Below are 26,024 nucleotides of genomic sequence, written 5' to 3'. Positions count from 1 at the left end.
GGTGCCGCCGGGCGTGCAAAATTCTTCAAAGAATTTTGGCCGGAAAATTCGAATTTTCCGGAGCCACGCCCGCCTTTGGTTTCAGCAGTAGAAACTCTTTAGCCCTTGGACCGCGCGGTCCAATGCGCCGTTATCCACATCTTTGTGCAGCACCATGCGGATGGCGCCGGAACTGCCGCCACCGATTACTACGCCCTCAGATGCCAAATGCATCCGCAACGCATCATTGCTCCCGTCCCCCGGAGTGAAAAACACCATGTTAGTGGCCTGGGAAACCTCCCCCGCCCCCAAACCGCGCAGCACATCCGCCAGTTCCGCCGCGCGGTCATGGTCCTGCGCCAGCCGCGCCACGTTATGCTCCAGCGCATAAAGCGCCGCCGCCGCCAGCACGCCTGCCTGCCGCATGCCGCCGCCCAGCATCTTGCGCCAGCGCCGCGCCTTGGCAATCAGGTCTGCAGGCCCCGCCAAAACCGATCCAGCCGGCGTGCCCAGTCCTTTGGAAAGGCAGATGGACACCGTATCCATCAGCCCGGCCAGTTCCGCTTCCGAACACCCCAGCGCCACCGTCGCATTAAAGAACCGCGCGCCGTCCAGATGCACCGCCAGCCCCGCCGTCCGGCCCGCCGCCGCCGCCGCCGCCACATCCGCCAGGGGCACTGCAAGCCCGTTATGGGTGTTCTCCAGCGACAGCAGTCGGCTCACCGCCAGATGGCTGTCATCCGCCTTGATCGCCCCGGCAATCACCTCCGGGTCCAGCGCGCCATCGTCCCGCACCGGCACCGGGCACAGCGATAACCCGCCCAGCACCGAGGCCCCCGCGGCCTCATAGGCATAGACGTGATAGCCCGCGCCCAGGATGACTTCCTCGCCGCGCTGGCAATGGGCCAAGAGACCAGCCAGGTTGCTCATCGTGCCGGAGGGCAGGAACAGCGCCGCCTCCTTGCCCAGACGCTCGGCCAGCACAGCCTCCAGCCGGTTCACCGCCGGGTCTTCACCATAGACGTCGTCGCCCAGCTCCGCCGCTTGGATCGCCCGCATCATGCCCGCATCTGGCCGCGTCAGCGTATCACTGCGCAGATCGCAAAGGGCGCCGCCGCTCCCCACGCCCGCAAGCCCTGCGTAATGGCTCATTCCGTCACCTGATCATAAGCCAGCGCTGCCACGATATGCACCCGCCGGGTCTCGCCGCCGTTCAGCGCAGTGTGATAGCCGCGGGTATCGGTGAAATACACCGAGCCATCGGCCGGCAGATGCGTGACGTGATGATTCACTATGAACAATGAGCCGGGATTGGAGACCACCGGAATATGCAGCCGCGGCTCCGGGTCGCGGTGCCAGGAGTTGCAATTGTACAGCCCCTTGGACAGCACCCGTGTGCGCCCGATCGGAAACCGCTTGGCCAGCTCTGCGTGCACATACTCGAAGTAGGTGCCTGCGAATTTGGGATTAAATTCGGAAAAATCCACCTCCGGCACCAGATCCTCGCGCGGCTCTTCGACATAGCGGCTATCGGCGCGCAGCCAGTAGCGGCCCGACAGGTCATTGGCGGTCCATTCGGTCTGGCCCGGCCGCTGGGTCAGCGGCAGCGCGGCAAAGCCCTGGTCCTGCAAGCCGCCCATAAAGGCCTCGCGTTTCAGGCACTCCTCCAGCGCCTCCTGCAGCCTTTCGATGTCAAACTTCAACTCCAGCCTTTGGATACCCGGTCCGGGCACAAACTCTGCCACCGATGCAGAATCCGGCAGGGTGCCCATGGCCCTGGTGACAGCCTGCACATCGGTGTCGTTGATCTGCGGTTCAAAACTCATGTCGCGCGTTCCCATTCTTTGTGCTGATCGCAAGAGGGTGATGCTTTGAATGCGATACTGGCAGGCCAAGAGTCCGGGAAAAAGCCGGGATTTTGCAATCTATATTGCAAAAATTGCAACATATGGCAGGGTGCGGGCCATGCGCCGCAAGATCCCGCCCACCTCTGCCCTCTTGTGTTTCGAGGCCGCCGCCCGGGCCGGCAGCTTTGCCGGAGGAGCGCGGGAGATGAACCTGTCGCAAAGCGCTTTCAGCCGCCAGATCCAAAGCCTGGAGGCGCTGACCGGCCAAACCCTGTTCAAGCGTGAACGCCAGCGGGTGCAGCTCAGCGGTGCCGGACGGATGCTGCAGGAGGAGCTGGCACCGCAACTGGAAGCGCTGGAGGCCACCTTTTACCGTTTGCGCACCCGCGACAACCCATATGGCGCGCTCAATATCGGCACCTACCCGACACTGGGCAGCCGCTGGCTGATGCCGCGCCTGGCAACGCTGGCACAGGCGCAGCCGCGGCTGACAATCAATACCATCACCTATCTGGACAATAGCCAGGTGGACCCCAGCCTGGTGGATCTGGCCATCGTGCAGGGCGATCCGCCCTGGCCGGGCTTTCGCGCGGATCTGCTGATGCCGGAAACCCTGATTGCCGTTGCAGCACCTGATCTTCTGGATGGCCCGCTGCCATCCGCCGCCGGGCTTCTGGAATTTCCGGCCCTGCAGCACAGCACCCGGCCGCTTAGCTGGCAGATTTGGTTCGAGGATCAGACCGGAAGCCTCACTCCCCGCCCCACCGGGCCGTTGTTCAGCCAGTTCGAGATGCTGATCGACGCGGTGAAATACGGCCATGGCGTTGCCATTCTTCCAGAGCTGCTGGTGCGCCGGGAGCTGTCCGAGGGCACGCTGATCCAGGCCCATCCGCACCGCTGCACCCCCGCCAGCGCCTATTATCTGCTGACACCGCAGGCCAAGACGGGCACCAGCCGGATCGAGCGGGTCCGCGACTGGCTGCTGCGTGACGCCTGCAGCCCTGGCGCAGGCTGACCAGCCATTGCCCGCAATAATCCTGCAGCAAAATGCTACGTTTCTGCCGGGCGCATCCCGCCGCGCGCCAGCGCGGCGCCAGGCCCAAGGCCGCCAAGGGGCCCCGCCAGGGGCACATGCGGGCGCGGGAGCTTTCCGCCAGCGCCAAAGCCGACGCCCTTAGGTGAAAACCGCCTTATACAGCTTTTCCTTGGTAAACGGCTTGTCAAGCACCGGAACCCGGGACAGATCCGGAAACCCCGCCGCCACGGCGCTGATGGCAAAGCCGCTCATCATCACCGCCTTCAGCCCGGGCTGGATCTTGCGCAGGCCCGCCAAGGTCTCCCAGCCGCCGCGCCCCGGCATGCTCATGTCGATCACCGCGCCGTCAAACGGCCCTGCTGCCTGCAGCTGCGCCAGCGCCGCGTCATAGCCATCGGCCTGCAGCACCTCACAGCCGCGCAGCTGCAACAGCCCGGCCACTGCCCGACGCACGGTTTCCTCGTCATCCACCACCAGGATCCGCCGGATCTCCGCACCGCGCCGCTGCGCCGGCGGCCCTGCCGCGCACGCTTCCGCCACCGGCTCAGCGGTGCAGGCAGGAAAGTAGAAGCGGAAGGCACTGCCCTCGCCTTCGCGGCTTTCAACCGCCAGGCCGCCCTGATGGCGGCTGATGATCCCCAGCGCCGCAGCCATGCCGAGGCCGCGCCCGCCGGGTTTGGTGGTAAAGAACGGGTCAAAAATCCGGGTCACAGTCTCGCGGCCCATACCGCTGCCGGTATCGCGCACCTCCAGCAGCAGGCAGGCGCCGGCCGGCATGTTCCGCCCCTTCAGCAGCTTGCGCCGCTCTGCATCGCTCAGGCTGGTCTTGCGGGTGGTCACCGTGACAATGCCCGCACCGGGCCCGATGGCTTCTGCCGCATTGAAGACCAGGTTCAGCAACAGCTGGCCCACCTGAGACGGATCCATCTGCGCCGTCAGCGCCCCTTCTTCCAGGTCAAGCACCACCTGTTTACCCATCTTGCGCTCAACCGGGACCAGCGCCATGGTCTCTTGCACGATCCCGTTCAGATCGCATGGCCCCTGCTCCCGGCTGCCGCCGCCCTTGGCGTAATTCAACAGCTGCCGGACCAGCAAGGCAGAGGCCTGCAGCCCCTGCTCGACCACTTGCAAATGCCCTTGCGCCGGATGCGCGGCCTCCAGATGCGCCAGCGCCAGTTCGGCGCGGCCCTGCATCGAGGCCAGAAGGTTGTTGAAATCATGCGCGATGGTGCCCGCCAGCAATCCCAGGCTCTCGGTCTTGCGCTTGATCAGCAGCGCCTCTTCCGCCCGGGCGCGGCGCCTTTCGGCCTTGCGGCGGCGCAGCTCCAACCCGATCCGCGCGGCAAACAGCGCGATCAGATCAGTCTCCAGCTTGCGCTGTTTGATCTCCCGGTCGTGCTGCAGCGCAAAGTGGCCGATCACCCTGCCCTTCATATCGGTCAGCGGGATGCCCAGGTATGAGTGCAGATTCTGGCTGCGGAACTGTGCCTGCTCTGGAAACGCCTCCTGCAGCCCGTCCGGCACCAGGAATTTCTCCCGCCCCTTTAAATACGCGCAAGGGGTGCCGTCAAAAGGCACAACCGTGTCTTCCACCTCCTCCATTTGCTGCCCTTCAAAGCAGCAGGCCAGCACCCGGAAACACCCAGGTTTGTCGCCCAGGCATTCCGCAATGAAGGCCGAACGCACCTTGAGCGCGCCCTGCAGCTGCCCGGCCAGCTGCCGGAAGGCCTCACGCGCAGATGTGCCGCTTGGCCCTTCGGCCAGAACTGACAGCGTGGCCAGTGTCTGCAGCCCGGCGGTCTCGGCCCCTAGCCGGGGCGCGAATTGCTGCATTACAGCCGCGATATGCTGCGCCAGGGCGTCGTCGATTTCATAGCGCCACGAGGCCTGGACCAGGCCGATCGCCTCGCCATCGGCGTTTTTCAGGGCGACCCCGACATAGCTTTGGATGCCTTCCTCGATGAACATCTCGTCATCCGGATACAGCTCCTGCACCCGGCAGGGAAAGACATGCGGATCGCCGCTCAGCACCACGTCATGGCACGGCGTCACACAAGCCTCGTATTCGAAATCCCCCAGCTGCAGCCCGTCAAACCAGCTTGCCAGCACCTTGATGCGCTCGGTCTCCATGACCTTCAGCTCACCCACGGTGACCAGATCGGCCCCATAGACCTGCGCCAGCTGATCCACAAATTCCTGGCAGAACTCCAGGCCGCTCAAACAGGCCAGTGTCTCCAGATCCAAGCGGCTGCTTTCCCCAAGCGCCGCGGCCCCTGCTGCGTCCATTGCTTGTACTCCTGCCATCCCTTTGCGGACAGGCCTGCAAGACCGGACCGCTGGCAATACTCTGTAACGTCCCGTTCCTTACACTTTGGAAAACCGCCCCGGAACAAAAGGCCTTTCCCGCACCCTGGTCTTTGCGGGCAATCTGGAACACAACTGCCCCGCAACATCATGCTGCGCAAAACAGGGGTACATAGTCAACATATTGTAACGTAGAGAGTCAATTCTATCAGAAAAAGCCGCAAATCCTGAGTAAAGGATCTGCGGCTTTTTAATAAAATTCTTTAGCCGGCAGCGCCGGGGCAGATGGGATCAGAAGCGGGGATCTTCGTCGTCTTCCTCGTCGTCCCCGCCAGCAGGCAGGTTGAAGAAGCTGTCCGCGTCGGGGATTTCCTCTTCCTTCTTCCGGTCATCATCACTCAAACCGCCGCCCAGGGTAAAGGTCTCCAGCCCCTCGATCGCGCTTGGGATCTTCGGCTCGGCGTCCATCTCCAGAGACTGTTCGGTAGAGACCAGCTTGCGGCGCTCATCGTCGCTCATCACGCCGCCTTCGGCGGCTTTCTTGGCCGCGGCCTTCTGCACGACGGCATCCAGTTCGGACTGGCGGCACAGGCCCAGCGCCACCGGGTCGATCGGCTGCATGCTGGAGATGTTCCAATGGGTGCGCTCGCGGATCGACTGGATGGTCGGCTTGGTGGTGCCGACCAGTTTGGCGATCTGGCCATCGCTGAGTTCCGGGTGGAATTTAACCAACCACAGGATTGAGTTCGGACGGTCCTGGCGTTTGGACAGCGGGGTATAGCGCGGGCCGCGGCGCTTTTCCTCGCCGGCGGCAGCCGGGTTGAACTTGAGCTTCAGCTTGTGCAGCGGATTGGCTTGCGCCCTGTCGATCTCATCCTGGGTCAGCTGGTTGTTGGCCATCGGGTCGAACCCTTTGACGCCAGCGGCCACTTCGCCATCAGCGATGCCCTGGATTTCCAGCTCGTGCATGCCGACGAAATCGGCGATCTGCTTGAAGCTGATCGTGGTATTGTCCACCAGCCACACGGCGGTTGCCTTGGCCATCAACGGTTTTGCCATGCGCTCATCTCCTTAAAACACATCTTCCCCGCCGCCTGGATCAAGGCTGCCCCGCTTTCGGGGTCTGGTTTCCGTTGTCGGGGAACTTCAGGCCTGTATAGTCGGCTTCATTGCATAAGGAAAGAGGCCAATGCGCAAGTTATTGCTGGGGCTGGCGGCTGTTTTGGCCGGTTTTGCCACGTTTGCCGCAGCTGAGGGCGAGCCGGCCGGGGAGTTCGACTATTACGTGCTGGCGCTCAGCTGGTCGCCGAACTGGTGCGAGCAGGAAGGCGATGCGCGCCGCGCAGAGCAATGCGCGCCGCGCCAGGATTACGGCTGGACCCTGCACGGGCTGTGGCCGCAATTCCATCGCGGCTGGCCCAGTTACTGCCGCACAGCCGAAGCGCCGCCCAGCCGCCGCATGAGCCGGGAAATGGCGGATATCATGGGCAGCCCCGGCCTGGCCTGGCATCAGTGGAAGAAACACGGCACCTGTTCCGGCCTCAGCGCAAGGGCCTATTACACCCTGATGCGCGAAGCCTACCGGCACGTGGCCCGCCCCGCCGTCTTTCGCAAGCTGGACAAGCCCGTGACCCTGCCCGCCGCAGTGGTAGAGGAAGCTTTTCTCAAGGAAAACCCAAGCCTGGCGCCAGACAGCCTGACCATCACCTGCCGCAGCGGAGCCATCCAGGAAGCCCGCATCTGCCTGTCGAAAGCACTGCAGCCGGTACCCTGCGGGCGGGATGCAATCCGCGACTGCACGTTGAAAAACGCCCGCCTTGCGCCGGTGCGCTAAGGCGGAGGCGGAGTCAGGGGCGCTGCCCCTCTTGGCCTGACGGCCAATTCACCCTGGGGTGTTTTCCACCAGAAAGAAGCAGAACCCGCACCTTTGTCAGACCGCGTGATCCGCACAGCTGCCCCCCTGTCCCTTTGCCGGGAGTAGCCCTGCCCCGCTGCGCGCGCGGCAATAAATGGCCTGTGATCCACACTTCCCGGGGTTTTGTGCTAGTATTATGAAACGTGCCGCGCCCGGCCCTGCCTGAACGGCACTTCCGTTATGGTCAGCGAGGAGGAAGAAGCGCATGGCAAAGACAATCGGGAACCCGCTCAGCTGGCTTCTGCAGGGGGCAGAATCCACCGGGCAGCATATCGGCCAGACGGTCGAAGAAATGGGCAGCGACGGCGTCAAGGAACTGCCCAAGGCCTGCACGCTCACCATGGACGACATCATACATTCGCTGGCCGCCGGACTGGAGGACTTTGCCGCCTGCCGCAGCGATGCCATGTTCCTGGTGCTGTTTTATCCGCTGATCGGCATCACGCTGATCGTAATGAGCCTGTCGATGAATTTGCTGCCCCTGATCGTGCCGATGATCATGGGTTTTGCGATCCTTGGCCCGGTGGCCGCGGTTGGGCTTTATGAAATGTCCTCGCGCCGTGAAGCCGGGTTCGAGCCGCGCTGGATGGATGCCTTCGGCGTCCTCCGCTCGCCTGCGTTTGGCGGTATTCTGGTGCTGGGGCTGTATCTGGCAGTGCTGTTCATTGTTTGGCTGGTGGCCGCGGACATGATCTACAGCCGCACCCTGGGGCCGGAACCGCCGGCTTCGATTCTGGGCTTTGCCGCGGAAGTGGTGACCACCCGCGAGGGCTGGATCATGGCCATTGCAGGCGGCATCACGGGCGCGGTCTTTGCCTTTGCCGCACTGGCGATGAGCCTGGTGTCTTTCCCGCTGCTGCTGGACCGCCATGTGGGCCTGCCGGTGGCTGTGGCCACCTCGATCAAGGTGCTGCGCAAGAATCCGGTAATCTGCATGACCTGGGGGGTGATCGTCGGCACCGCGCTGGTGGTGGGCGCAATTCCCTTCCTGGCCGGGCTGATCATTGTGGTGCCGGTCCTTGGGCACGCGACCTGGCATTTGTACCGGCGCGCCGTGCAGTAAGGAAATCCGCATATCAAAACGGGCCGGCAGATCTGCCGGCCTTTCTGTGTCAGGCACCCTGAAGTTTCAGCCCACTTTCAAAACAATCTTGCCGATATGGCCGGAGCTTTCCATCCGCGTGTGTGCAGCGGCGGCCTGCTCCAGTGCAAATTCGCTGTCCATCACCGGTGCCACCTTGCCTGCTTCGATCAAGGGCCAGACCGCTTCGCGCAGGTCCCCGGCAATCTGCGCCTTGGCCAGATCGCTCTGCGGCCGCAGGGTCGAGCCGGTCAGGGTCAGCCGCTTGACCATCATCAGGGCAAAGTTCAGCTCCACCTTCGGCCCCTGCAGAAAGGCGATCTGCACCAGGCGGCCGTCTTCGGCCATTGCCTTCACATTGCGCGGAATATAGTCGCCGCCGACCATGTCGAGGACCAGATCAGCGCCGCCTTCGGCCTTCAGAACCTTGACGAAATCCTCGTCGCGGTAGTTGATTGCGCGTTCGGCGCCGAGATCCAGGCAGGCCTGGCATTTCGCATCCGACCCGGCGGTGGAAAACACCCGCGCACCAAAGGCCTTGGCCAGCTGGATCGCCGTGGTGCCGATCCCGGAAGAGCCGCCATGCACCAGGAAACGCTCGCCCGCTTTCAGCCCGCCGCGGGTGAAGACATTGGACCAGACGGTGAAAAACGTTTCCGGCAGGCAGGCCGCCTGTTTCAGATCCAGTCCGGCAGGCACCGGCAGGCAATGGGCGGCTGGAGCCGCCACATATTCCGCATAGCCGCCACCGGGCAGCAGCGCGCAGACCAGATCGCCCGCGCGGATGCCGCTGACACCTGCACCCACAGCCGTCACCTCGCCCGAGGCTTCCAGCCCCGGCAGGTCACTGGCACCCTTGGGCGGATCATAGGCGCCCGCGCGCTGCAGCGCATCGGGCCGGTTTACCCCGGCATAGGCCACCTTGATCACTACCTCGCCGTGGCCCGGCTGCGGCACCGGGCGCTGGCAAGGCTGCAGCACTTCCGGCCCGCCGGGTTTGGTGATCTCCACCGCGCGCATCATCTCTGTCATGGCAATTTGTCCTCCTGATCCTTGCCCCTTGCCTAGCACCCGTCCGGGGGAGCGCAAACAGCAAAGGCGCCGCAGTTGGGGCGCTTTGCGGACAGCACGATCCGGGAGAAGACTCTTGCCCGAACGGAATGCAAACCCAGCAAGGACATTGGAAGGTGCCGCGCAACTGTGCGAAAGCCCGGGGTACCGGCACACGCTGGATCAAGCGGAACGCCGGTGGCGCCAAGAAAAGCGCCACCGGTAGACTGGCAGGGCTTAGGTCAGCTTGCCGGTGCTGCAATCAAATGTCGCTTTGGTACCTGAGAGCTTCGGAGCAATTTTGAAGACACTCTTGCACGCGGCCGTCAGTGCCTTGTTCGGATCACCCTTGAAGTACTTGTTTGCAGTCCATTCTTTGCCAAGTTTGACGTGGTATCCTGTAATTTTGGTCCCCTTCGGGTGTCCCTTCTTGAAGGCCTGGTCCAGCTTCCCCTTCGCCGCCTTGAGCGGTTTGTCGTCAATCGTTATGTCTTCGGGAGGACCGCTCCGGCAGGATGTCGTCACAAAATGGTGCATCGTGCCGACTTGCTTGTTCTTGTCATAGGCCACAATGCAGATGCAGTCTCCCAGACCCGAGGTCTCAAGCGGATCCCACTTGTCGCTGTGCCCGAACCCGCCGATTTTGACATTCACTTTTCCCATTGGAATACCCCTCAACTGAAAATTCCAGTTTCATCAGCACACTGCCGGTTTCGCTCGCAATGTACTCAAGCAGCCCGTTTGACGATCAACGGCAGACTGGCTGCCCACATGCTGAGCAGCGCTCGCACCAGCGCTGCGGCAATGCCTTCTGCATAGTGCGGCAGAGGTTTACTTTGGATTAACAGGAGAAATGCTCCGGCTGGTCATCGCCGCCCGGCCAAGGCACATTTGCCGGCGCAGGGAATCCATTCTGCACCAGGGCAGCATGGGGCGGCACGCATTTGCGTAATGTGCTTCAGGGTACTGAAAGCCTGCCTTTGCTTTTTACCGGGAGTGGCAGCGGTGACAGCCCAGGCACCTCTGGCCTCCGCCCTACCGCCGCGGGTTAATCGACCCCGGCAGATCGTCCCGCCCTTTTGGCGGCTTGATCTGTTCGGCCAGCCAGTTCGGCCCCACCAGCAGCGGCTTCAGCAGCGGGTTTTTCTGCAGCCCTGCCTTCAGCTTTTCAAAATCCATCACATTGCCGATCCGGCGGTCGAGGAATTCCCAGGTTGCCTGATGCTCAAGACTGTCATCGCCCAGCCAAAACAGCACGGTGGCGGAATAGATCCCGGCCAGCGATGCGCGCTTGGTATACCAGTTCAGATCATCCGAGCCGTCGCCCAGCGTCTCCCAGATCAGATCGCAGGTGCCCCAGATCGCCTTGATCCCGTCGCCGGCATATTGCGGCAGTGTCAGCAGCGTTGTGCCGCGGCGCACCGCTTCCTTGTCATCCACGGCTTCCAGCCGGAACCGTACCGCCGCCGCCACCTTGTCGCGGAACCGCAGGCCGGACAGGTCCTCGGCGTCCAGCCGCGCCAGCATCCGCGAATCGCCGCGGGCGTGATAGGCCAGTGCCAGGTCCACCCCGCCGCGCGGGCAAACCGCATGGGCCAGCACTTCAGCCACCTGCACGTCCTGGCAGGCGGCCCGGAATGTCACCTCGGACCAGCCGTCAAACGGCACATGATTCAACGCCGCATCCAGCAGCTTTTCCTTGATATCGTCCTGCGCGCGATCCTGGTCTTCGGTCATGTCACCCTCCCGCTTTCAGCGTCCTGATACCCTACTAGACAAAATAGCCGGCCTTTGCTATACGGCCACTTCCTGCAATTTCCTTGCAACTCAAACTTAGAAAGGTGGTGAAAACCACATGCAGGTTAGTGTTCGCGACAACAATGTCGATCAGGCGCTTCGTGCCCTGAAGAAAAAGCTGCAGCGTGAAGGCGTATTCCGCGAAATGAAGCTCAAGCAACATTTCGAGAAGCCGTCCGAGAAAAAAGCGCGCGAGAAAGCTGAAGCGATCCGCCGTGCCCGGAAACTGGCACGTAAGAAGCTCCAGCGCGAAGGTTTGCTCTAAGCGGCAGGCCGTCCGGCTTTGGACAGCACTGGGCCGGTCTTGCGACCAGCCGGAACTTAAGTTCAGACGACCCCCGCGGCTCTGCCTCGGGGGTTTGTCATTTCTGCGCTCCTAAAGAAATTGCCGTTTCTTAAGTGGATACACAGAAATACCGCAATTTTGCCCGAATTACATCTTTAGGGTGTATTTCGTTAATTTTCTCTGCTATACAGAGTATACGGCAGGGTAAATCTGATGCGTTTCCCTAAACACTGCCCCGCCGTCCGGGATTGGAACACCCGGTTCATTGAAACCCGGGGCAGGCCGCGTCTCCCCCCCCAAACGACTCCGGCGCCTGTCTTGGTCCCTGCAAACAAGACATTGCCTCTCCGGGTTTTCAGTATTGCCGGGCACCGACAGCTTCCCCCCGACGGTGCCCGGCCCCCCTTCTTCTTCTGATTCTGCGGCACAAACCTGTCTCCTTACGGCAGCTGCCCCCCGAATCCTGCGCTGCCCGGCCCGTTGCCCCGCAGCAGGATTGCGCCGATGCCCTGCCAGCAGTTGCTCAGCGCTGCCCGCGGCCGCCGCGCGCGCAGAAATCCGCGTATCCGCCCCCATGCGACGGGCAGAGCTTCGCCGCATTTCTGCTGCTCCACCTTCCGGCCCTTTCGGCGCCTTAAATTTCCGTTAACCGAAGGGAGCACCGCCGCACAGCCGGCACACTCACGGAGCAGTTACAGATGTCACAGGCAAGCCAACTCGAGCGCCAGATGCTCGACCTGATCAACGCCGAGCGCACGTCGCGCGGGCTCAACCCGGTCCAGCTGGAGCTGCGCCTGAACGATTCGGCCGAAGACCACAGCGAATGGATGCTGCAGCAGGATGTCTTCTCCCATACCGGCTCTGGCGGTTCCAGCGCCGGCGACCGGATGAAAGATGCCGGCTTTCAGTTCTCCGGCAGCTGGACCTGGGCCGAGAACATCGCCTGGCAAAGCGAACGCGGCGCCGCCGGGCTGGCTGATGATGTCGTCAACCTGCACGAATCGCTGATGAACAGCCCCGGCCACCGCGCCAACATCCTCAACGCCAATGTCGAGGTGATCGGCATCGGCATCGAGCAGGGCAATTTCAACGGCTGGGATGCGGTGATGGTCACCCAGAACTTCGCCCGCACCAGCGCGGACCTGCAGCTGGATTCCGGATCCGGAGGCGGTAATGGCGGAGGCTCCGGCGGCAATACCGGCACCGGTGCCACCTCCGGCAACGATGCCCTGACCCTTGGCAGCGCAGGCAGCCTGGACGGTCTCGGCGGCAATGACACGCTGACCGGCAGCAGCGGCCAGGACCGTCTCGACGGCAGCGAAGGCCGGGATAAACTGCACGGCAAGGCCGGCGGCGACGAGTTGAACGGCGGCTCAGGCAATGACACGCTGCGCGGCAACAACGGCGCGGATGAACTGAACGGCGGCAGCGGCAATGACAAACTGTTCGGCGGCCGCGGCAAAGACACCCTGGACGGCGGCAGCGGCAACGACAAGCTGGTCGGCAAGGGCGGCGGCGACCTCTTCATCTTCAGCGGCGGCGATGACACCGTGAGTGATTTCAACCCGGATGCCAGCGGCGAGCGCATTGACCTGGGCGCGGCGACAGGCATCACCGGCTTCAGCGACCTGATGAACAATCACACCAGCCAGACCAATGCCGGCCTGCTGATCAGCGACAGCGATGGCGACAGCCTGCTGCTCAGCGGCATCACAGAGCAGGAGCTTCAGGCCAGCGACTTCCTGTTCTGACCCTCGCCGGGCAACCATGCAAAGGGCGTGCCTTGGCGCGCCCTTTCGCAATTTCAACGCCGACAGCCAGGCCCCCTGCAAGCCTCAATAGATCTTGGGCACGTACAATTCATCCGGCAGCACCTGGCGCTCGTAGTCGGGATTGTACTTGCGGTCTGGCAGATCCACCTTTTCGTGCTGCACCTCGGCATAGGGGATCTTGGTCAGCAAGTGTTCGATGCAATTCAGCCGTTCACGCTTTTTGTCATTGCCTTCAACAATATACCAAGGCGCCTCTGGGATGTTAGTGCGCTTGAACATCTGTTCCTTCGCCTTGGTGTACTTTTCCCAGCGGATCCGGCTTTCCAGATCCATCGGCGACAGTTTCCACTGCTTCATCGGATCGTGAATGCGCATCATGAACCGCAGCTGCTGTTCCTCGTCCGTGATCGAGAACCAGTATTTCAGCAGAATAATGCCCGAGCGCACCAGCATCCGTTCAAATTCCGGAACGTCCTGGAAAAACTGGTCGACCTGGTCGTCGCTGGCAAAGCCCATCACCCGCTCGACACCGGCCCGGTTGTACCAGGAGCGGTCGAACAGAACGATCTCGCCCCCCGCCGGCAGATGCGGCACATAGCGCTGAAAATACCATTGGCTTTGCTCGCGGCGGTTCGGTGCCGGCAGCGCCACCACCCGCGCCACCCGCGGGTCCAGCCGCTGGGTGATCCGCTTGATCACCCCGCCCTTGCCCGCCGCATCGCGGCCTTCAAACAGGATACAGACCTTGGCGCCAGAGTTCTGCACCCAGTCCTGGACCTTGATCAGCTCTGCCTGCAGCCGCAACAGGTTGCGGAAATAGATCTGCCGGTCGAGCATTTCCGGGTGCTGCTCGCGGTAGATCTTGCGGATCTCCTGGCTCAGCATCGGCTCCGAGAATTCAATCTCGATATCCTCGTCCAGCGTGTCCTGCAGTTCCGCTTCCAGCCAATCAAGGGATGCGGTTTCAAATTCGCGGGTCACGGGCAGGGTTCCTTCCTTGTCAGGTCGTGCAAACGCCGCCTTTTACGGGCGGCATGCGACTGTTTGATGTCACGCGGCCGGGGCGGCAGCAGAAAGCAGTCACCGCCGCACGGGCGGCTCGGGCGGCAAACATGCGGCCCCGGCTGCGCCTTCCCCCAAGGCAACCGGAATTTACACCGGGGTTCAAGCGCAAAAGCCCCGGACCCGGCCATCAGCATCAAAGCCGCATCAAACCGGCAGCGCCGTGGTCTTGAACACCGTGCGCAGCGCAAAACTCGACTGCATCTGCGCCACCCCCGGCAGCCGCGCCAGATGCTGGCGGTGGATGCGGGCGAAGTCCTCGGTGTTTTCCGCCACCACCTTAAGGATATAATCCGCGGTGCCTGCCATCAGGTGGCATTCCAGCACATCCGGTATCCGCGACACCGCTTTTTCAAACGCGTCCAGCACCTCATCCGCTTGGCCGGACAGGGTGATCTCGACAAACACCGTGGTCGGCACGTTCATCTTGCGCGCGTCCAGCAGCGCAACATAATCACGGATGTATCCGTCAGCCTCCAGCCGCTGCACCCGCCGGTGGCAGGCCGAGGCCGACAGGTTCACCCGCTCCGATAGGTCGGCGTTGGAGATGCGGCCCTGCTTTTGCAGCACCGAGAGAATGCGACGATCTGTTTCGTCCAGCGACATTTCGCGAAGATCCTTGCTGTTCAACACCATTATACGCGAAGAATCTTCGAAAGGTATGTTTTTCTTCCGCCCAAAAAAGAAGCACATTTTGCCAGCGCTGCGGCAAAATGCCCGCACAGAGTTTTGAGGAGATACTCACATGAAAATCGGCTGCCCCACCGAGATTAAACCCCAGGAATTCCGTGTTGGCATGACCCCGGATGCTGCCCGCGAAGCGGTGTTCCACGGCCACGGCGTTGTGATCCAGAAAGGCGCCGGCCTGGGCGCCGGCTTCACCGACGAGGACTATGTGTCCGCCGGTGCCGTGATCCTGGACACAGCCGAGGAAATCTTTGCAACCGCCGACATGATCGTCAAGGTGAAGGAACCCCAGGCGGTTGAGCGCAAGATGCTGCGCGAAGGCCAGCTGCTGTTCACCTACCTGCACCTGGCCCCCGATCCGGAGCAGACCCACGACCTGCTGGAATCCGGTTGCACCGCGATTGCCTATGAAACCGTGACCGACGACCGCGGCGGCCTGCCGCTGCTGGCGCCGATGTCCGAAGTGGCCGGCCGTCTGGCACCGCAAGTGGGCGCCTACACCCTGCAAAAGGCCAACGGCGGCCGCGGTGTGCTGATGGGCGGCGTGCCCGGCGTGGCCCCGGCCAAGGTTGTGGTGATCGGCGGCGGCGTCGTCGGCACCCACGCGGCCAAGATCGCAGCCGGCATGGGCGCGGATGTCACCATTCTGGACCGTTCGCTGACCCGCCTGAAGTATCTGGACGACGTCTTTGGCCGCACCTTCAAGAACCAGTACTCCACCGCCGGTGCAACGGCTGAGCTGGTGCGTGAAGCCGACATGGTGATCGGTGCGGTGCTGATCCCCGGTGCTGCGGCGCCGAAACTGGTGTCCCGTGCCCAGCTTGGCGAAATGAAGCCGGGTGCGGTGCTGGTGGACGTCGCCATCGACCAGGGCGGCTGCTTTGAGACCTCCAAGGCGACCACCCACGCCGACCCGATCTATGAGGTCGACGGCATCATGCACTACTGCGTGGCCAACATGCCGGGCGCCGTGGCGCGCACCTCGACCCAGGCACTGGGCAACGCGACCCTGCCCTTCCTGCTGAACCTGGCCAACAAAGGCTGGCGCAAGGCCTGCGAGGACGACCCGCACCTGCTGAACGGCCTGAACGTGCACGCAGGCCAGCTGACCTATTACGCGGTTGGCGAAGCTCTGGGCATGGATGTGCTGTCACCGAAACTGGCGCTGAAGCAGTAAGCGAAGCGTTTCCAGAACACCGATTTGAGGAAAGCCCCGCCGGTTTGGCGGGGCTTTTCCATTACCAAGGCGGCATCCCCTATCATGCGGCGCTCAGTTAATGACTGTGCGTAAACCTCGGACATGCGGCACGGTCGCGGCTTGAACCCTCCGCAACCAGTGGTGTAGGCCCTTCTCAAATCCGTCTTCAGCCAAAAACTGGCGAAACTTTTCAAAGGTTAAATCCATGCCGACTATGACCGTGACAGGTTCCCTGACGACCCAGATGACCGGGCTTATTCAAACCTTCAACGGGGCACGGCTGACCAATAAATACGACACCGGAACATTCTTGCTGATTTCCAACTACCCCGAAACCGTGAGCCTAAACGGCTATGATTTGCGGGTTCCTGGCTCAGGCAGCTATTTTATCACCGGCGACATCACCAAATTCCGCTATGCCGAGATTTCCTTGACCCCGTCTTTCCACACCATTGAAAAACTGGTGCTGGACGACGTCGATGTCAGCGCTGAAGGCCTATTTGACCTGACCAGCCGCACGGCCACTACCGCAACAGGGAAGTTCGACCTTGAAAGGTTCCAGTCCTTTGTGAACGGAAAAGACTGGACCATCAAAGGTTCGCGCGAAGACGATGACATCCGGCCCGGCGCCTTTTTCAAGATGTCCGGAAGCGAGACCATCAGAGCCGGGCATGGCGCAGATTCTGTCGCAGGCGGGACCGGTGCCGATTCCATTTCCGGCGGCAGCGGTAAGGATGTTCTCAAGGGACAGAATGGCAGAGATACCCTTGATGGCGGCGGCGGAAATGACGAACTTCTGGGCGGCAATGGACGTGACAAACTGCTGGGTGGTGCCGGAAATGACAAACTGCTCGGCGGCGGGGGTAACGACATCCTTGTTGGCGGCAACGGCAAGGATGTCTTGCGCGGCAACAAAGGCAACGACAGGCTCGATGGCGGCGACGGCGCCGACCTGTTTATCTTCAAGAGGGGCGACGGCCACGATACGATCCGCAACTTTGACGCAAGCGAAGACCTGATCAGGATTTACCGCGGTGCATCCAAATTCTCCGATCTGGAGATCAGCGACACCGGCAAAGGCGCCGATATCAGGTTTGCAGATGTTTCTATCACCCTTCGCAACTTTGACGCGGACGATGTGACTGCTGATTTGTTTGTTTTCTGAATCCAGGGCGAGGCGGGGGCGCTGACCCCCGCTCCTCCTCTGTGCCGGCTGATTGTTCTCAGGCGCGCGTCCGCACCATCCTGCGGCACGCGGGCTGCCTCCCCCAAAGGTTGAGCCTTTGCCGCCCGATCTTTCCCCGCTGCTCCCTATTGCCTCAGCACGCCTCTTCCACGACATTCGGGCACATTTAGGGAAACCGGTTGGGACTGCGGACATGGAACAGATGATTGAACAGGCGGGGGCCTATTGGCCCCTGATGGTAAATGGCGCCAAAGCGCTGGTGGTGCTGATTCTCGGCTGGATCGCTGCCGGCTGGATCAGCGGCGCGGTGCGCCGCCGCATCAACAAGACCCCGCAGATCGACCCGACATTGGGGAATTTCGCGGCCAGCGTAGTGCGTTGGGTGCTGCTGCTGGTAGTGCTGGTCGCGGTGCTTGGCATCTTCGGCATCGAGGCCACCAGCCTTGTCGCCATGCTGGGTGCGGCGACCCTGGCGATCGGCCTGGCGCTGCAGGGCACGCTCAGCGATCTTGCAGCCGGATTCATGCTGATCCTGTTCCGCCCCTACAAAATCGGCCAGTTTGTCGATATCGGCGGCACCTCCGGCACAGTGAAGGATCTGAATCTGTTCATCACTGAACTGGCCACGCCGGACAATGTGCAAATCATCGTACCAAACGGCCAGGCCTGGGGCGCGATCATCACCAATTTCTCTCATCACGACACCCGCCGCGTCGACATGGTGTTCGGCATCGACTACGGCGACAGCGCTGATGCTGCCAAGGCGATCATCCTCGAACAGGCCGCCGCCGACGCGCGGGTGATGCAAGATCCAGAACCTTGGGTGCGGGTGACCAATCTGGGGGACAGTTCCGTCGATCTGACAGCCCGTGTATGGTGTGAAGCGGCGGATTACTGGGAAGTGAAGTTTGCCCTGACGCAGGGTGTGAAAGAGGCTTTCGACGCCAAGGGCATTTCTATTCCTTATCCGCATTCTGTGGAAATCAAGAAGGAGGGCTGAGGCGCTCCCGCCCGTCTTCGACCCTGACGGGCCTCATCCCGTTGGGTCTGGCGCCCCGCCTTTGGCGGGGCGTTTGTGCGCTGCAGCCCGGGTGGGTGGCCGGGGTCCTAGCCTGTCCGCGCTGCCTGTGCGGCCCGTGCCGCGGCCAGCTGGGCCCGCGCGGCGCGGGCGCGGTCTTGCAATCTGTCGTCCGGCTCGGCGGGCGGCCAGCCGCACAGAACAGTATACCCATCCGCATCGGCAAAGACCCATTGCGCGGCCAGCAGCTGATAGCTCTTGACCTCCCAGCCGGACGCATCGCGATCAAAACGCAGCCGCCAGGTGCCGCGCACCTGGACCGGCAGCCGCAGCCGCCGGATACTGTTCATCGCCTCGTGGCCATGTATCGCCGTACGCACCCCCTGCACCCGCAGCTTCTTCATTTGCGTCACCAGACCGGCTGCCTCACGCATCCGGCGCCCGGCAAAGACCACCTCGATCTCCGCATCCGGCTGAACAATCCCCTTCACCACCAGATCACCGCGGTTGTTCCGGTTAAACACCGGCACCAGCTCCAACGGGACATCCCGCACCTCGCGCTTGAACAGGCCCGCGTCCTCGATCAGCGGGGTGATTTGCAAAACAGGTCTGCGGCGGTTCGTCATGCTGTCTTCCTAAGCACCGCACCCAATCAGCGCGCGGTGCTTTACGTAAAGTCGTCGTGCGTTAAGAGGCCAATTTGGCCGTCCAGCGTTAAGGAACCGTTGAAGGGCGCGGCAAATCGCAAAATCGGCGTAAAAAATCCCAGCAAAGTTACACCGGATTCTGCAATGGAAACTGGCACCGGCGGCACAGGGCCTGCACCGCGCATCGCGCGGTGCCGTGCCCAACGCTGCAATGCGCTTCCTTTGGAAGCGCTTTCAGGGGCGGGAGCCTTACGCTGCCGTGCCAGGCTGCCCGGTCTTGCGCGCCATCACCAGCGACGTGCCGCCGCGGTACTGGACCTCCTGGCGAAATTCATAGCCGGTCTTTGCGGCCAGTTTTTGTGACGCCGTGTTCTCCGGGTCCAGCAGGCAAACCGTTTCCGGCCAAAGACCTGCGGTGTCCGCCCAGGCATGGGTCCGCAGCACCGCCTCTGCCGCAATCCCCTGCCCCTGAGCTTCCGGTGCCAGCACCCAGCTTGCCTCAACCGCATCCCCCAAAAGCGGGTCGCATTGGCGCGGTGTGACGAAAAAACCGGTCTCGCCTAGATACCGGCCGCTGCTGCGCCCGGTGATCACCCAGACTCCGAACCCCATCGCCTGCCAGTGGCCGTGATGGAACATCAGCTTGGCCCAGGCGCCCTCCGGCGTCTCAACGGCCGGCTGAATAAAACGCACAGTCTCAGGGTTTGCCCACAGGGCGGCCACATCAGCAAAATCCTGTACCCGGTGCGGGCGCAGGATCAGCCGGTCCGTCTCCAGCACCGGGGGTGTCATGCAGGCAGTTTGCCCGTCAGCACATAAGCGAGGATTTCAACGACCTGGCGCGGCTCTTCCGCCACTGCCAGCGCTGCTGCGTGGACCTCTTTCAACGCGTGCTGATGCTCCGGCGGGCTAAGGACAATGATCGATTTGCCAAGGGCGGCGGCATAGCCCGCATCAAAGGCCGCATTCCACTGTTTGTATTTATCGCCAAAGCGCACAACCACCACATCGGCATCGGCAATCCCCTTGCGGGTGCGGATCGCGTTGACCATCGCACCCTTGTGGTCATGCCAGTATTTATTGTCCTCGGCACCCAGAACCGCCACGCCGCAATCATCGCTGGCACCGTGATCTGTGACTGGCGCGCTGAAACTGACCTCCAGCCCTTTTGCGCCTGCTATGATCTGCTCCCGCCAGTCGGTGTGAATCTCGCCCGAGAGATAAACCTTCAATGCCACGTTCTGTCCTTTCCTGCGCCAGCCTGCGGGGCCGCAGCCAAAGCAGCCATGACCTCTGCGTCGCTGGTTTGCGTAAAATCCCTGTAGTGCCCGCCGACAGCCCGAAATTCCTCCGGACACAGCAAGCAGATCACAGTATCCACCAGCGGGCGCAATTCGTCCACCGCTTCCGGCGGCGCCACAGGGACGGCAAGGATAACACTGGCCGGTCCGCGTTCCTTAAGCCAGATATGTGCCGCCATGAAGGTCGCGCCGGTGGCAATGCCGTCATCCACCACAATCGCCGTGCGCCCGGCCAGCTCAACCGGCGCCCGCCCGCGCAGATACCGGGCGCGGCGGGCGGCATTCTCCTCCCGCGCCTGGCCAACCTGGGCTGCAAAATCCTCGGGCCTCAGGCCCGCAATCTGCAGCAATGCGTTATTAAAAATGGGATTGCTGCCCTCCGCCAGCGCGCCGGCCGCCAGCTCCGGATTGGACGGCATGCCGATTTTGCGCACCAAAAGCAGGTCCATCGGCGCCTGCAAGGCCTGCGCAATGGGCAGCGCAACAAGCGCCCCGCCCCGCGGCAGCGCCAGCACCACGGGGTCCTTCACCGGCAGTTCAACCAAATGCCTAGCCAGCTGAAGCCCGGCGGAAATCCGGTCCTCGAACATCAAAGCCTCCGCCTTGTAACCTAGGGCAGGCAGGCGAAAGGCAAAGGTTCAGCGCCGCCGCGCCACCAAATAGCGGCCTGGCGTGTCCGCCGGGTAGTTGCCGGTCTCAATGATGTCGAACCCGGCCCGCTGCACCGCCGCCTCCAAGGTGCGGATGTCGATGAAATCCACATAACTGGGCGCATATCCCACAAGCCGCATCAGCGGAATTGCCACCTGAAACATCCGGTACTTCCAACTGCCCCGCATCTCTCCCAGACAAGGTGTTTTGGAGATGAACAGCCCGCCGGGCGCCAGCCGCGCCGCTACACCATTCAGAACAGCCTCCAGATCCGGCAGCAGATGCAGCAGGTTATGCGCCAGAACCGCATCAAACGGGCCCTCCGGCGCCTCGCCAGCGCTGCTGCATTGGAACTCCACATTGCTGGCGCCAGCGTCCCACGCCCGCTCGCGGCCCACCTCCAGCATTGCTTCCGACAGATCGGTTGCAGTGATTTTCGACACGCTGCGTGCCAGCTCAATCGCGGTGGAACCGGTGCCGCAGCCCAGTTCAAGCACGCTGTCCTCCGGTTTCAAATAAGACCGGGTCCGTTCCAGCGCATAGCGGTAAGCATCTTCGTCGCGGATCGCCGATTTGGCGTATTTCGGGGCGACCTTGTTCCAAAATCGGGCGTCGGCTGTCATCGCGGATCTCCTTGGTTGCCGGAACCCTACCCATGCAGGAACCACAGATAAATTGCCGAAATTCGCAAGTTCGTTATACATATTTGCATGAACAGCCCCGACTGGAACCACATTCGCGCCTTTCTCGCCACCGCTGAAACCGGCTCGCTTTCAGCAGCGGCGCGTCGGCTCGGCCTCACCCAGCCTACGTTGTCGCGCCAGGTTGCAGCCCTTGAAGGCGAGCTGGGCGTGCTGCTGTTCGAACGCCTAGGCCGCACCCTGTCCCTGACCGAGGCGGGGCATGAGCTGCTCTCCCACAGCCGCAAGATGGGAGCGGCAGCCGACGGCTTGTGTCTGGCCGCCACCGGCCAGGCGCAATCCATCGACGGCACGGTGCGGATCACCGCCTCGGATGTGATGTCCGCCCATGTGCTGCCGCCGGTGCTGCACCAGCTGCGCCAGCGCGCGCCCCGGCTCACCATCGACGTGGTGGCCGCCAATGATATCCGCGACCTGATGCGGCGCGAAGCTGATATCGCCATCCGCCACGTCCGCCCCGAACAGCCCGAGCTGATCGCCCGTCTGGTGCAGGAAGCCACTGCCCACTTCTATGCCGCCGCCAGCTATCTGGAACGGCGCGGCCGCCCTGCATCAGCGGCAGAGCTGGCGGATCATGATTTCGTGGGTTTCGCCGATGTGGAACGCTCGATCGCGTTCATGGCGCCGCTGGGTATTCCCCTGACGCCTGACAATTTCCGTATCAAGTCCACCAGCGGGCTGGCCACGTGGGAGCTGGTGAAACAGGGGTTCGGCATCTGTCCGATGATGGACAGCGTCGCAGCCGCCGCGCCGGAGGTGGAGCGGCTTCTGCCTGGCATGGAACCGATTGTTTTCCCGGTCTGGCTCACCACTCACCGCGAGCTGCACACCAGCCGCCGGATCCGGCTGGTGTTCGACCTGCTGGCGGAGTTCTTCTCCGCGAGGTGACGCATAGAAAGGCCAGCGCCCCAACGGGAGCGCTGCCAAAAGTTTTACAGAAAACTTTTGCCAAGACTTTTCTTCAAAAGTCTTGGTCCAGCCTTAGCCCCGCAGGGTGCCGCCGGTGGCCTTGGTCACTTTGGCGATGATTTTACCGCTCACCGCCTCAATATCCTTTTCCTGCAGCGTCTTGTCGCTGGGCTGCAGCCGCACGGTGATGGCCAGCGACTTCTTGCCCTCACCCAAGGAACCGCCGATGAATTCGTCAAAAACGCGCACATCTGAAATCAGCGCCTTATCAGCCCCGGCTGCCGCATTGACCAGGGTCAGCGCCTCAACCTCAGCATCAACAACAAAGGCAAAGTCCCGCTCCACCGCTTGCAGGTCGCTGATATCCAGCGCCGGGCGGCTGGCACCGGATTTACGCGGCATCGGAATCTCATCCGGCCAGATAGTAAAGGCAACAGCCGCGCCCTTGATCCCCATCTCCTTCAGCACCTTGGGATGCAGTTCGCCAAACACGCCAAGCGTCTTCTTCGGACCCAGGCAGATGCGGCCATGGCGGCCCGGATGCCACCAGGACTGCGCCCCGCGCAGGATCTGCACCTTGGCCGGCGCGCCGATGGCTGCCAGAACCGCCTCAACGTCAGCCTTGGCATCATAGAGGTCAACAGCGCGCGAAGCGCCATGCACATCCTTCGGACCTGTGCGGCCCACCAGCAGGCCCGAAATCAGGTTGTGCTGCTCACCCGGCTCACCGCCGTGGAAGGCGGGACCAGCCTCAAACAAGGCCAGATCCATGTAACCGCGCGCCTGATTGCGGGCCGCAGCCTGCAGCAGGCCCGGCAGCAGCGCCGGGCGCATGTGCGACATCTCGGTTGAGATCGGGTTCGCCAGCATGGTCGCATCACCGCCGCCGCCGAACAGCGCAGCCGAGGGTTTGTCGATGAAGGTGTAGCTCACCACCTCGTTATAGCCGAGGCTGGCGCAGGTGCGGCGCGCCATCTGCTGGCGGCGCTGCTGCGGTGTCATCACCGGCTTCGGGATACCGTCGCTCAGCCGCGGCAGCGGCTTGCCCTGCAGCTTGGTCAGCGAGGCAATCCGCGCCACCTCTTCCACCAAGTCGGCCTCGCCCTGCACATCCGGGCGCCAGCTGGGCACATGCGCCATGTTGCCCTCCAGGCGGAAGCCCAGGCGGGTCAGGGTCTGGCGCTGATCGCTTTCCGGGATTTCCATCCCCACCAGCGACTGCACCCGGCCGGAATCCAGTTTGTAGGCGCGCGCATGATCCGGCACGTCGCCGGCGATCACCACCTCCGACGGCTCACCGCCGCAGATATCCAGGATCATCTGCGTCGCGCGGTGCAGGCCCTCGATAGTGTACTCCGGGTCCACGCCGCGCTCAAAGCGGTAGCGCGCGTCGGAGTTGATCTTGAGCGCCCGGCCCGCCATCGCGATCTGCACATGGTCCCAGAACGCGCTTTCCAGGAACACATCCACGGTTTCCTCAGTGCAGCCAGTCTCTTCGCCGCCCATGATGCCGCCGATGCTTTCGGGGCCGTTCGCATCCGAGATCACCATCTGGCCTGCGCCGAAGGTATATTCCTTCTCGTCCAGCGCCTTCAACGTCTCGCCGCCTGCCGCGCGGTGGACGCGCAAGTCACCAGATACTTTGGCCGCATCGAACACATGCAGCGGGCGGTTCTGGTCGAAGGTGAAGAAGTTGGTCACATCCACCAGCGCCGAAATCGGGCGCAGGCCAATCGCTGTCAGCCGGTCCTGCAGCCATTGCGGGCTGGGACCGTTTTTCACACCCTTGATCAGGCGGCCGGCAAACAGCGGGCAGCCGTCCAGCGTGTCTTCGTCGATGGTCACTTTGATCGGGCTTGCGAAATCGCCCGGGATCGCCTCAAACGCGCGGGTTTTAAGGGTGCCAAGACCCCGCGCTGCAAGGTCGCGGGCAATGCCGTAGACGCCCAGCGCATCGGGCCGGTTCGGGGTAATCGCGATCTCGATCACCGGATCGACCTTGGCCGGATCGTTTTCCGCCAGCCAGTCGATGAACCGGTCGCCGACCTTGCCCGAGGGCAGCTCGATGATGCCGTCATGCTCTTCCGACAGCTCCAGCTCGCGCTCGGACGCCATCATGCCATAGCTTTCCACACCGCGGATCTTGCCGACGCCGATGGTGATATCCAGCCCCGGAATATACATGCCCGGCTTGCAGACCACCACGGTGATGCCCTCGCGGGCGTTCGGCGCGCCGCAGATGATCTGCAGTTCGCCCTCGTCGGTATCCACCTTGCAGACCCGCAGTTTGTCGGCATCCGGGTGCTTTTCGGCATGTGTCACATAGCCAAGTTTAAAGTCCTTCAGCGCGTCGGCTGGATTGACGACCCCTTCAACCTCAAGACCCAGATCGGTCAGAGTCTCGGTGATCTCTTCCACCGAAGCATCGGTGTCGAGGTGGTCTTTCAGCCAGGAAAGCGTGAATTTCATCGGTCGGGGACCCCTTGGCAGACATGCAGTTTGCCAGAGGCAATGACAAAGAATGCGCCAAGGTTCAAGGGTTCTGCGCCCCTGCCCTCAAGGATAGCTGGGAGTGAGGTTCAAAAGCTCGTCCAATTGCCGCCCGATCCAGCCATGCGGGATGAAATGACCGCCCGGATGAATGTCCAGCACCACCCGGCCCTCCGCACAGTTCCGCCATTCGGTGCGGCTGAGTTTCAGGAAATCCACCACCTGCCAGTCGCCCGCCACCTGCCCTGCGCCGCAGTCCAGCCTGGCGCGCCACAGCCCCATGGGCACCGCCTGCCCGCCGGGACCGTCGTCGGGAAAGGGCATCACAGTATCGCTTACCCCGTGTACATGGCGCACCTCGCGCGGAGCCTCGGGGCAGGTCTCCCCCGGTGGAAACGCCCCGGCAATTCCCAGCAAAGCGGCCACATGATTGCCGCTCTCGCAAACATACCGCCAGGCCATCGCCGAACCATAGGAATAACCCGAGACATAGATACGCCCCGCATCAACAGGATAGCGCTTGGCCACGTCCCGCAGCACTTCGTTTGTGAAACCGACATCCCCGGTCTTTGGCGACCAGAAGTCCCAGGTCTTGCGCCGCCCGTTCGGCGTCACCAGCAGCACACCGCGCCGTTTGGTTGAGGCGCCGATCCGGCCGCTGCGCTGCGCATTGACCCCGGTCCGCGCCCAGCCGTGGAAATGCAGCAGCACCGGTAGGGGTGAGACCCCGTCCCAGCCCTCCGGCTCCATCACGTGATAAGAGCGGTCCCCGAGCTGGCAAGGCGTCCCGCCATGGCAGTCAGAGGGTTTCGACGGCCCCATGGCGGCAGCGGCGGAGGCCCATAGGAGGACGGCAGAGAAGGAAAGAGCGCTTCGGATCATTTGGCTGAGCCTAGCCAAGGGGGGGCAAGTGTCACGTCACAAGTTTGTGGGCAGGCGCTCCAATCAGACCCAAAAAGGATAAAGCCAGCAAGTTGTTTCACAGGTCGGGTGGGTGCTTGTTTCAACTACGACGCTATACACGTTCGCTCCGACTATCACTGATAAAAACACGATGGAGCTGAAAGCCATACTCAGGAGCGCGCAGCGAAATGCGCGCTCCTTTCT

At 62.6% G+C, this 26,024-nt stretch carries 25 protein-coding genes; 9 read left to right on the top strand and 16 right to left on the bottom strand.

Annotated features, from left to right (window positions below; all coding sequences use genetic code 11):
* Positions 1-81 precede the first annotated feature (81 nt).
* Together ltaE and L1069_RS16680 are read right to left on the bottom strand one after the other, a co-directional pair.
* Complete coding sequence (gene ltaE / locus L1069_RS16685; RefSeq protein ID WP_237456432.1) at positions 82-1,131, bottom strand: low-specificity L-threonine aldolase; 1,050 nt, start codon at positions 1,129-1,131, stop codon at positions 82-84.
* Positions 1,128-1,805: a hypothetical protein gene (locus L1069_RS16680; protein WP_237456431.1), complete on the bottom strand. Its 678-nt coding sequence runs from the start codon at positions 1,803-1,805 to the stop codon at positions 1,128-1,130. The genes ltaE and L1069_RS16680 overlap by 4 nt, the downstream gene beginning before the upstream one ends.
* A 139-nt stretch (positions 1,806-1,944) precedes the next feature.
* Here L1069_RS16680 and L1069_RS16675 point away from each other — a divergent pair, with 139 nt between their 5' ends.
* Positions 1,945-2,841, top strand: a complete 897-nt coding sequence (locus L1069_RS16675; RefSeq protein ID WP_237456430.1) for a LysR substrate-binding domain-containing protein — start codon at positions 1,945-1,947, stop codon at positions 2,839-2,841.
* Between the two features lie 159 nt (positions 2,842-3,000).
* Here the strand turns inward: L1069_RS16675 and L1069_RS16670 are convergent, their stop codons facing one another.
* Positions 3,001-5,148 (bottom strand): ATP-binding protein, encoded by a 2,148-nt coding sequence (locus L1069_RS16670; RefSeq protein WP_237456429.1) that lies wholly within the window; start codon positions 5,146-5,148, stop codon positions 3,001-3,003.
* Between the two features lie 309 nt (positions 5,149-5,457).
* Entirely contained in the window at positions 5,458-6,225 is a 768-nt protein-coding gene (locus L1069_RS16665) for a cell cycle transcriptional regulator TrcR (protein ID WP_129369732.1), read from the bottom strand.
* 130 nt (positions 6,226-6,355) lie between these two features.
* Here L1069_RS16665 and L1069_RS16660 point away from each other — a divergent pair, with 130 nt between their 5' ends.
* A complete protein-coding gene (locus tag L1069_RS16660; RefSeq protein ID WP_237456428.1) occupies positions 6,356-7,000 on the top strand; it encodes a ribonuclease T2 in 645 nt (214 codons plus the stop codon).
* A 286-nt stretch (positions 7,001-7,286) separates the two neighbouring features.
* Positions 7,287-8,144, top strand: a complete 858-nt coding sequence (locus tag L1069_RS16655) for a DUF2189 domain-containing protein (protein ID WP_129369730.1) — start codon at positions 7,287-7,289, stop codon at positions 8,142-8,144.
* A gap of 66 nt (positions 8,145-8,210) precedes the next feature.
* Here the strand turns inward: L1069_RS16655 and L1069_RS16650 are convergent, their stop codons facing one another.
* From L1069_RS16650 to L1069_RS16640, 3 genes are all read right to left on the bottom strand, one after another.
* On the bottom strand, positions 8,211-9,194 hold the full coding sequence (locus tag L1069_RS16650) for an NAD(P)H-quinone oxidoreductase (RefSeq protein ID WP_129369729.1): 984 nt from the start codon (positions 9,192-9,194) through the stop codon (positions 8,211-8,213).
* A gap of 255 nt (positions 9,195-9,449) precedes the next feature.
* A complete protein-coding gene (locus tag L1069_RS16645) occupies positions 9,450-9,875 on the bottom strand; it encodes a hypothetical protein (protein WP_129369728.1) in 426 nt (141 codons plus the stop codon).
* A gap of 372 nt (positions 9,876-10,247) precedes the next feature.
* On the bottom strand, positions 10,248-10,949 hold the full coding sequence (locus tag L1069_RS16640; protein ID WP_237456427.1) for a COQ9 family protein: 702 nt from the start codon (positions 10,947-10,949) through the stop codon (positions 10,248-10,250).
* Positions 10,950-11,067: 118 nt separating this feature from the next.
* On the opposite strand from L1069_RS16640, the gene rpsU reads away from it, so the two are divergent.
* Both rpsU and L1069_RS16630 read left to right on the top strand, forming a co-directional pair.
* Positions 11,068-11,274: a 30S ribosomal protein S21 gene (rpsU, locus tag L1069_RS16635; protein ID WP_024088814.1), complete on the top strand. Its 207-nt coding sequence runs from the start codon at positions 11,068-11,070 to the stop codon at positions 11,272-11,274.
* 719 nt (positions 11,275-11,993) lie between these two features.
* Entirely contained in the window at positions 11,994-13,046 is a 1,053-nt protein-coding gene (locus L1069_RS16630) for a CAP domain-containing protein (RefSeq protein ID WP_134830705.1), read from the top strand.
* A gap of 84 nt (positions 13,047-13,130) precedes the next feature.
* On the opposite strand, the gene ppk2 is transcribed toward L1069_RS16630, so the two are convergent.
* Both ppk2 and L1069_RS16620 read right to left on the bottom strand, forming a co-directional pair.
* Entirely contained in the window at positions 13,131-14,048 is a 918-nt protein-coding gene (gene ppk2 / locus L1069_RS16625; RefSeq protein WP_237456426.1) for a polyphosphate kinase 2, read from the bottom strand.
* 228 nt (positions 14,049-14,276) lie between these two features.
* Positions 14,277-14,735 (bottom strand): Lrp/AsnC family transcriptional regulator, encoded by a 459-nt coding sequence (locus tag L1069_RS16620; protein WP_027257950.1) that lies wholly within the window; start codon positions 14,733-14,735, stop codon positions 14,277-14,279.
* A gap of 139 nt (positions 14,736-14,874) precedes the next feature.
* Here L1069_RS16620 and ald point away from each other — a divergent pair, with 139 nt between their 5' ends.
* The 3 genes from ald to L1069_RS16605 all read left to right on the top strand — a co-directional run bounded on the left by ald (position 14,875) and on the right by L1069_RS16605 (position 18,200).
* The gene (ald, locus tag L1069_RS16615; RefSeq protein ID WP_237456425.1) at positions 14,875-15,993 is read left to right on the top strand and encodes an alanine dehydrogenase; all 1,119 of its coding nucleotides are present in this window, start codon (positions 14,875-14,877) and stop codon (positions 15,991-15,993) included.
* Between the two features lie 226 nt (positions 15,994-16,219).
* A complete protein-coding gene (locus tag L1069_RS16610; RefSeq protein WP_237456424.1) occupies positions 16,220-17,179 on the top strand; it encodes a calcium-binding protein in 960 nt (319 codons plus the stop codon).
* A gap of 214 nt (positions 17,180-17,393) precedes the next feature.
* Positions 17,394-18,200 carry a mechanosensitive ion channel domain-containing protein gene (locus L1069_RS16605; RefSeq protein ID WP_129369722.1) on the top strand — a complete coding sequence of 269 codons (807 nt, stop codon included), beginning with the start codon at positions 17,394-17,396 and terminating at the stop codon, positions 18,198-18,200.
* A 107-nt stretch (positions 18,201-18,307) separates the two neighbouring features.
* Here the strand turns inward: L1069_RS16605 and L1069_RS16600 are convergent, their stop codons facing one another.
* The 5 genes from L1069_RS16600 to L1069_RS16580 all read right to left on the bottom strand — a co-directional run bounded on the left by L1069_RS16600 (position 18,308) and on the right by L1069_RS16580 (position 21,440).
* Positions 18,308-18,844 (bottom strand): hypothetical protein, encoded by a 537-nt coding sequence (locus L1069_RS16600; RefSeq protein ID WP_237456423.1) that lies wholly within the window; start codon positions 18,842-18,844, stop codon positions 18,308-18,310.
* Positions 18,845-19,114: 270 nt separating this feature from the next.
* The gene (locus L1069_RS16595) at positions 19,115-19,657 is read right to left on the bottom strand and encodes a GNAT family N-acetyltransferase (RefSeq protein ID WP_129369720.1); all 543 of its coding nucleotides are present in this window, start codon (positions 19,655-19,657) and stop codon (positions 19,115-19,117) included.
* Positions 19,654-20,103, bottom strand: a complete 450-nt coding sequence (locus L1069_RS16590) for a YtoQ family protein (RefSeq protein WP_237456422.1) — start codon at positions 20,101-20,103, stop codon at positions 19,654-19,656. The genes L1069_RS16595 and L1069_RS16590 overlap by 4 nt, the downstream gene beginning before the upstream one ends.
* Positions 20,094-20,756 carry a phosphoribosyltransferase family protein gene (locus L1069_RS16585; protein ID WP_237456421.1) on the bottom strand — a complete coding sequence of 221 codons (663 nt, stop codon included), beginning with the start codon at positions 20,754-20,756 and terminating at the stop codon, positions 20,094-20,096. Before L1069_RS16585 ends, L1069_RS16590 begins: the two co-directional genes overlap by 10 nt.
* Before the next feature lie 48 nt (positions 20,757-20,804).
* Positions 20,805-21,440, bottom strand: coding sequence for a class I SAM-dependent methyltransferase (locus L1069_RS16580; RefSeq protein WP_129369717.1), 636 nt, complete (start codon positions 21,438-21,440; stop codon positions 20,805-20,807).
* A gap of 87 nt (positions 21,441-21,527) precedes the next feature.
* On the opposite strand from L1069_RS16580, the gene L1069_RS16575 reads away from it, so the two are divergent.
* Complete coding sequence (locus tag L1069_RS16575) at positions 21,528-22,406, top strand: LysR family transcriptional regulator (protein ID WP_237456420.1); 879 nt, start codon at positions 21,528-21,530, stop codon at positions 22,404-22,406.
* Positions 22,407-22,499: 93 nt separating this feature from the next.
* On the opposite strand, the gene pheT is transcribed toward L1069_RS16575, so the two are convergent.
* Together pheT and L1069_RS16565 are read right to left on the bottom strand one after the other, a co-directional pair.
* Positions 22,500-24,896, bottom strand: coding sequence for a phenylalanine--tRNA ligase subunit beta (gene pheT, locus L1069_RS16570; RefSeq protein ID WP_237456419.1), 2,397 nt, complete (start codon positions 24,894-24,896; stop codon positions 22,500-22,502).
* 87 nt (positions 24,897-24,983) lie between these two features.
* Positions 24,984-25,799 carry a polyhydroxybutyrate depolymerase gene (locus tag L1069_RS16565; RefSeq protein WP_237456418.1) on the bottom strand — a complete coding sequence of 272 codons (816 nt, stop codon included), beginning with the start codon at positions 25,797-25,799 and terminating at the stop codon, positions 24,984-24,986.
* Positions 25,800-26,024 lie beyond the last annotated feature (225 nt).

The organism is Leisingera sp. MMG026 (assembly GCF_021654205.1).
Classification (GTDB): Bacteria; Pseudomonadota; Alphaproteobacteria; order Rhodobacterales; family Rhodobacteraceae; genus Leisingera.
This window is presented reverse-complemented; position numbering and strand designations above follow the sequence as displayed.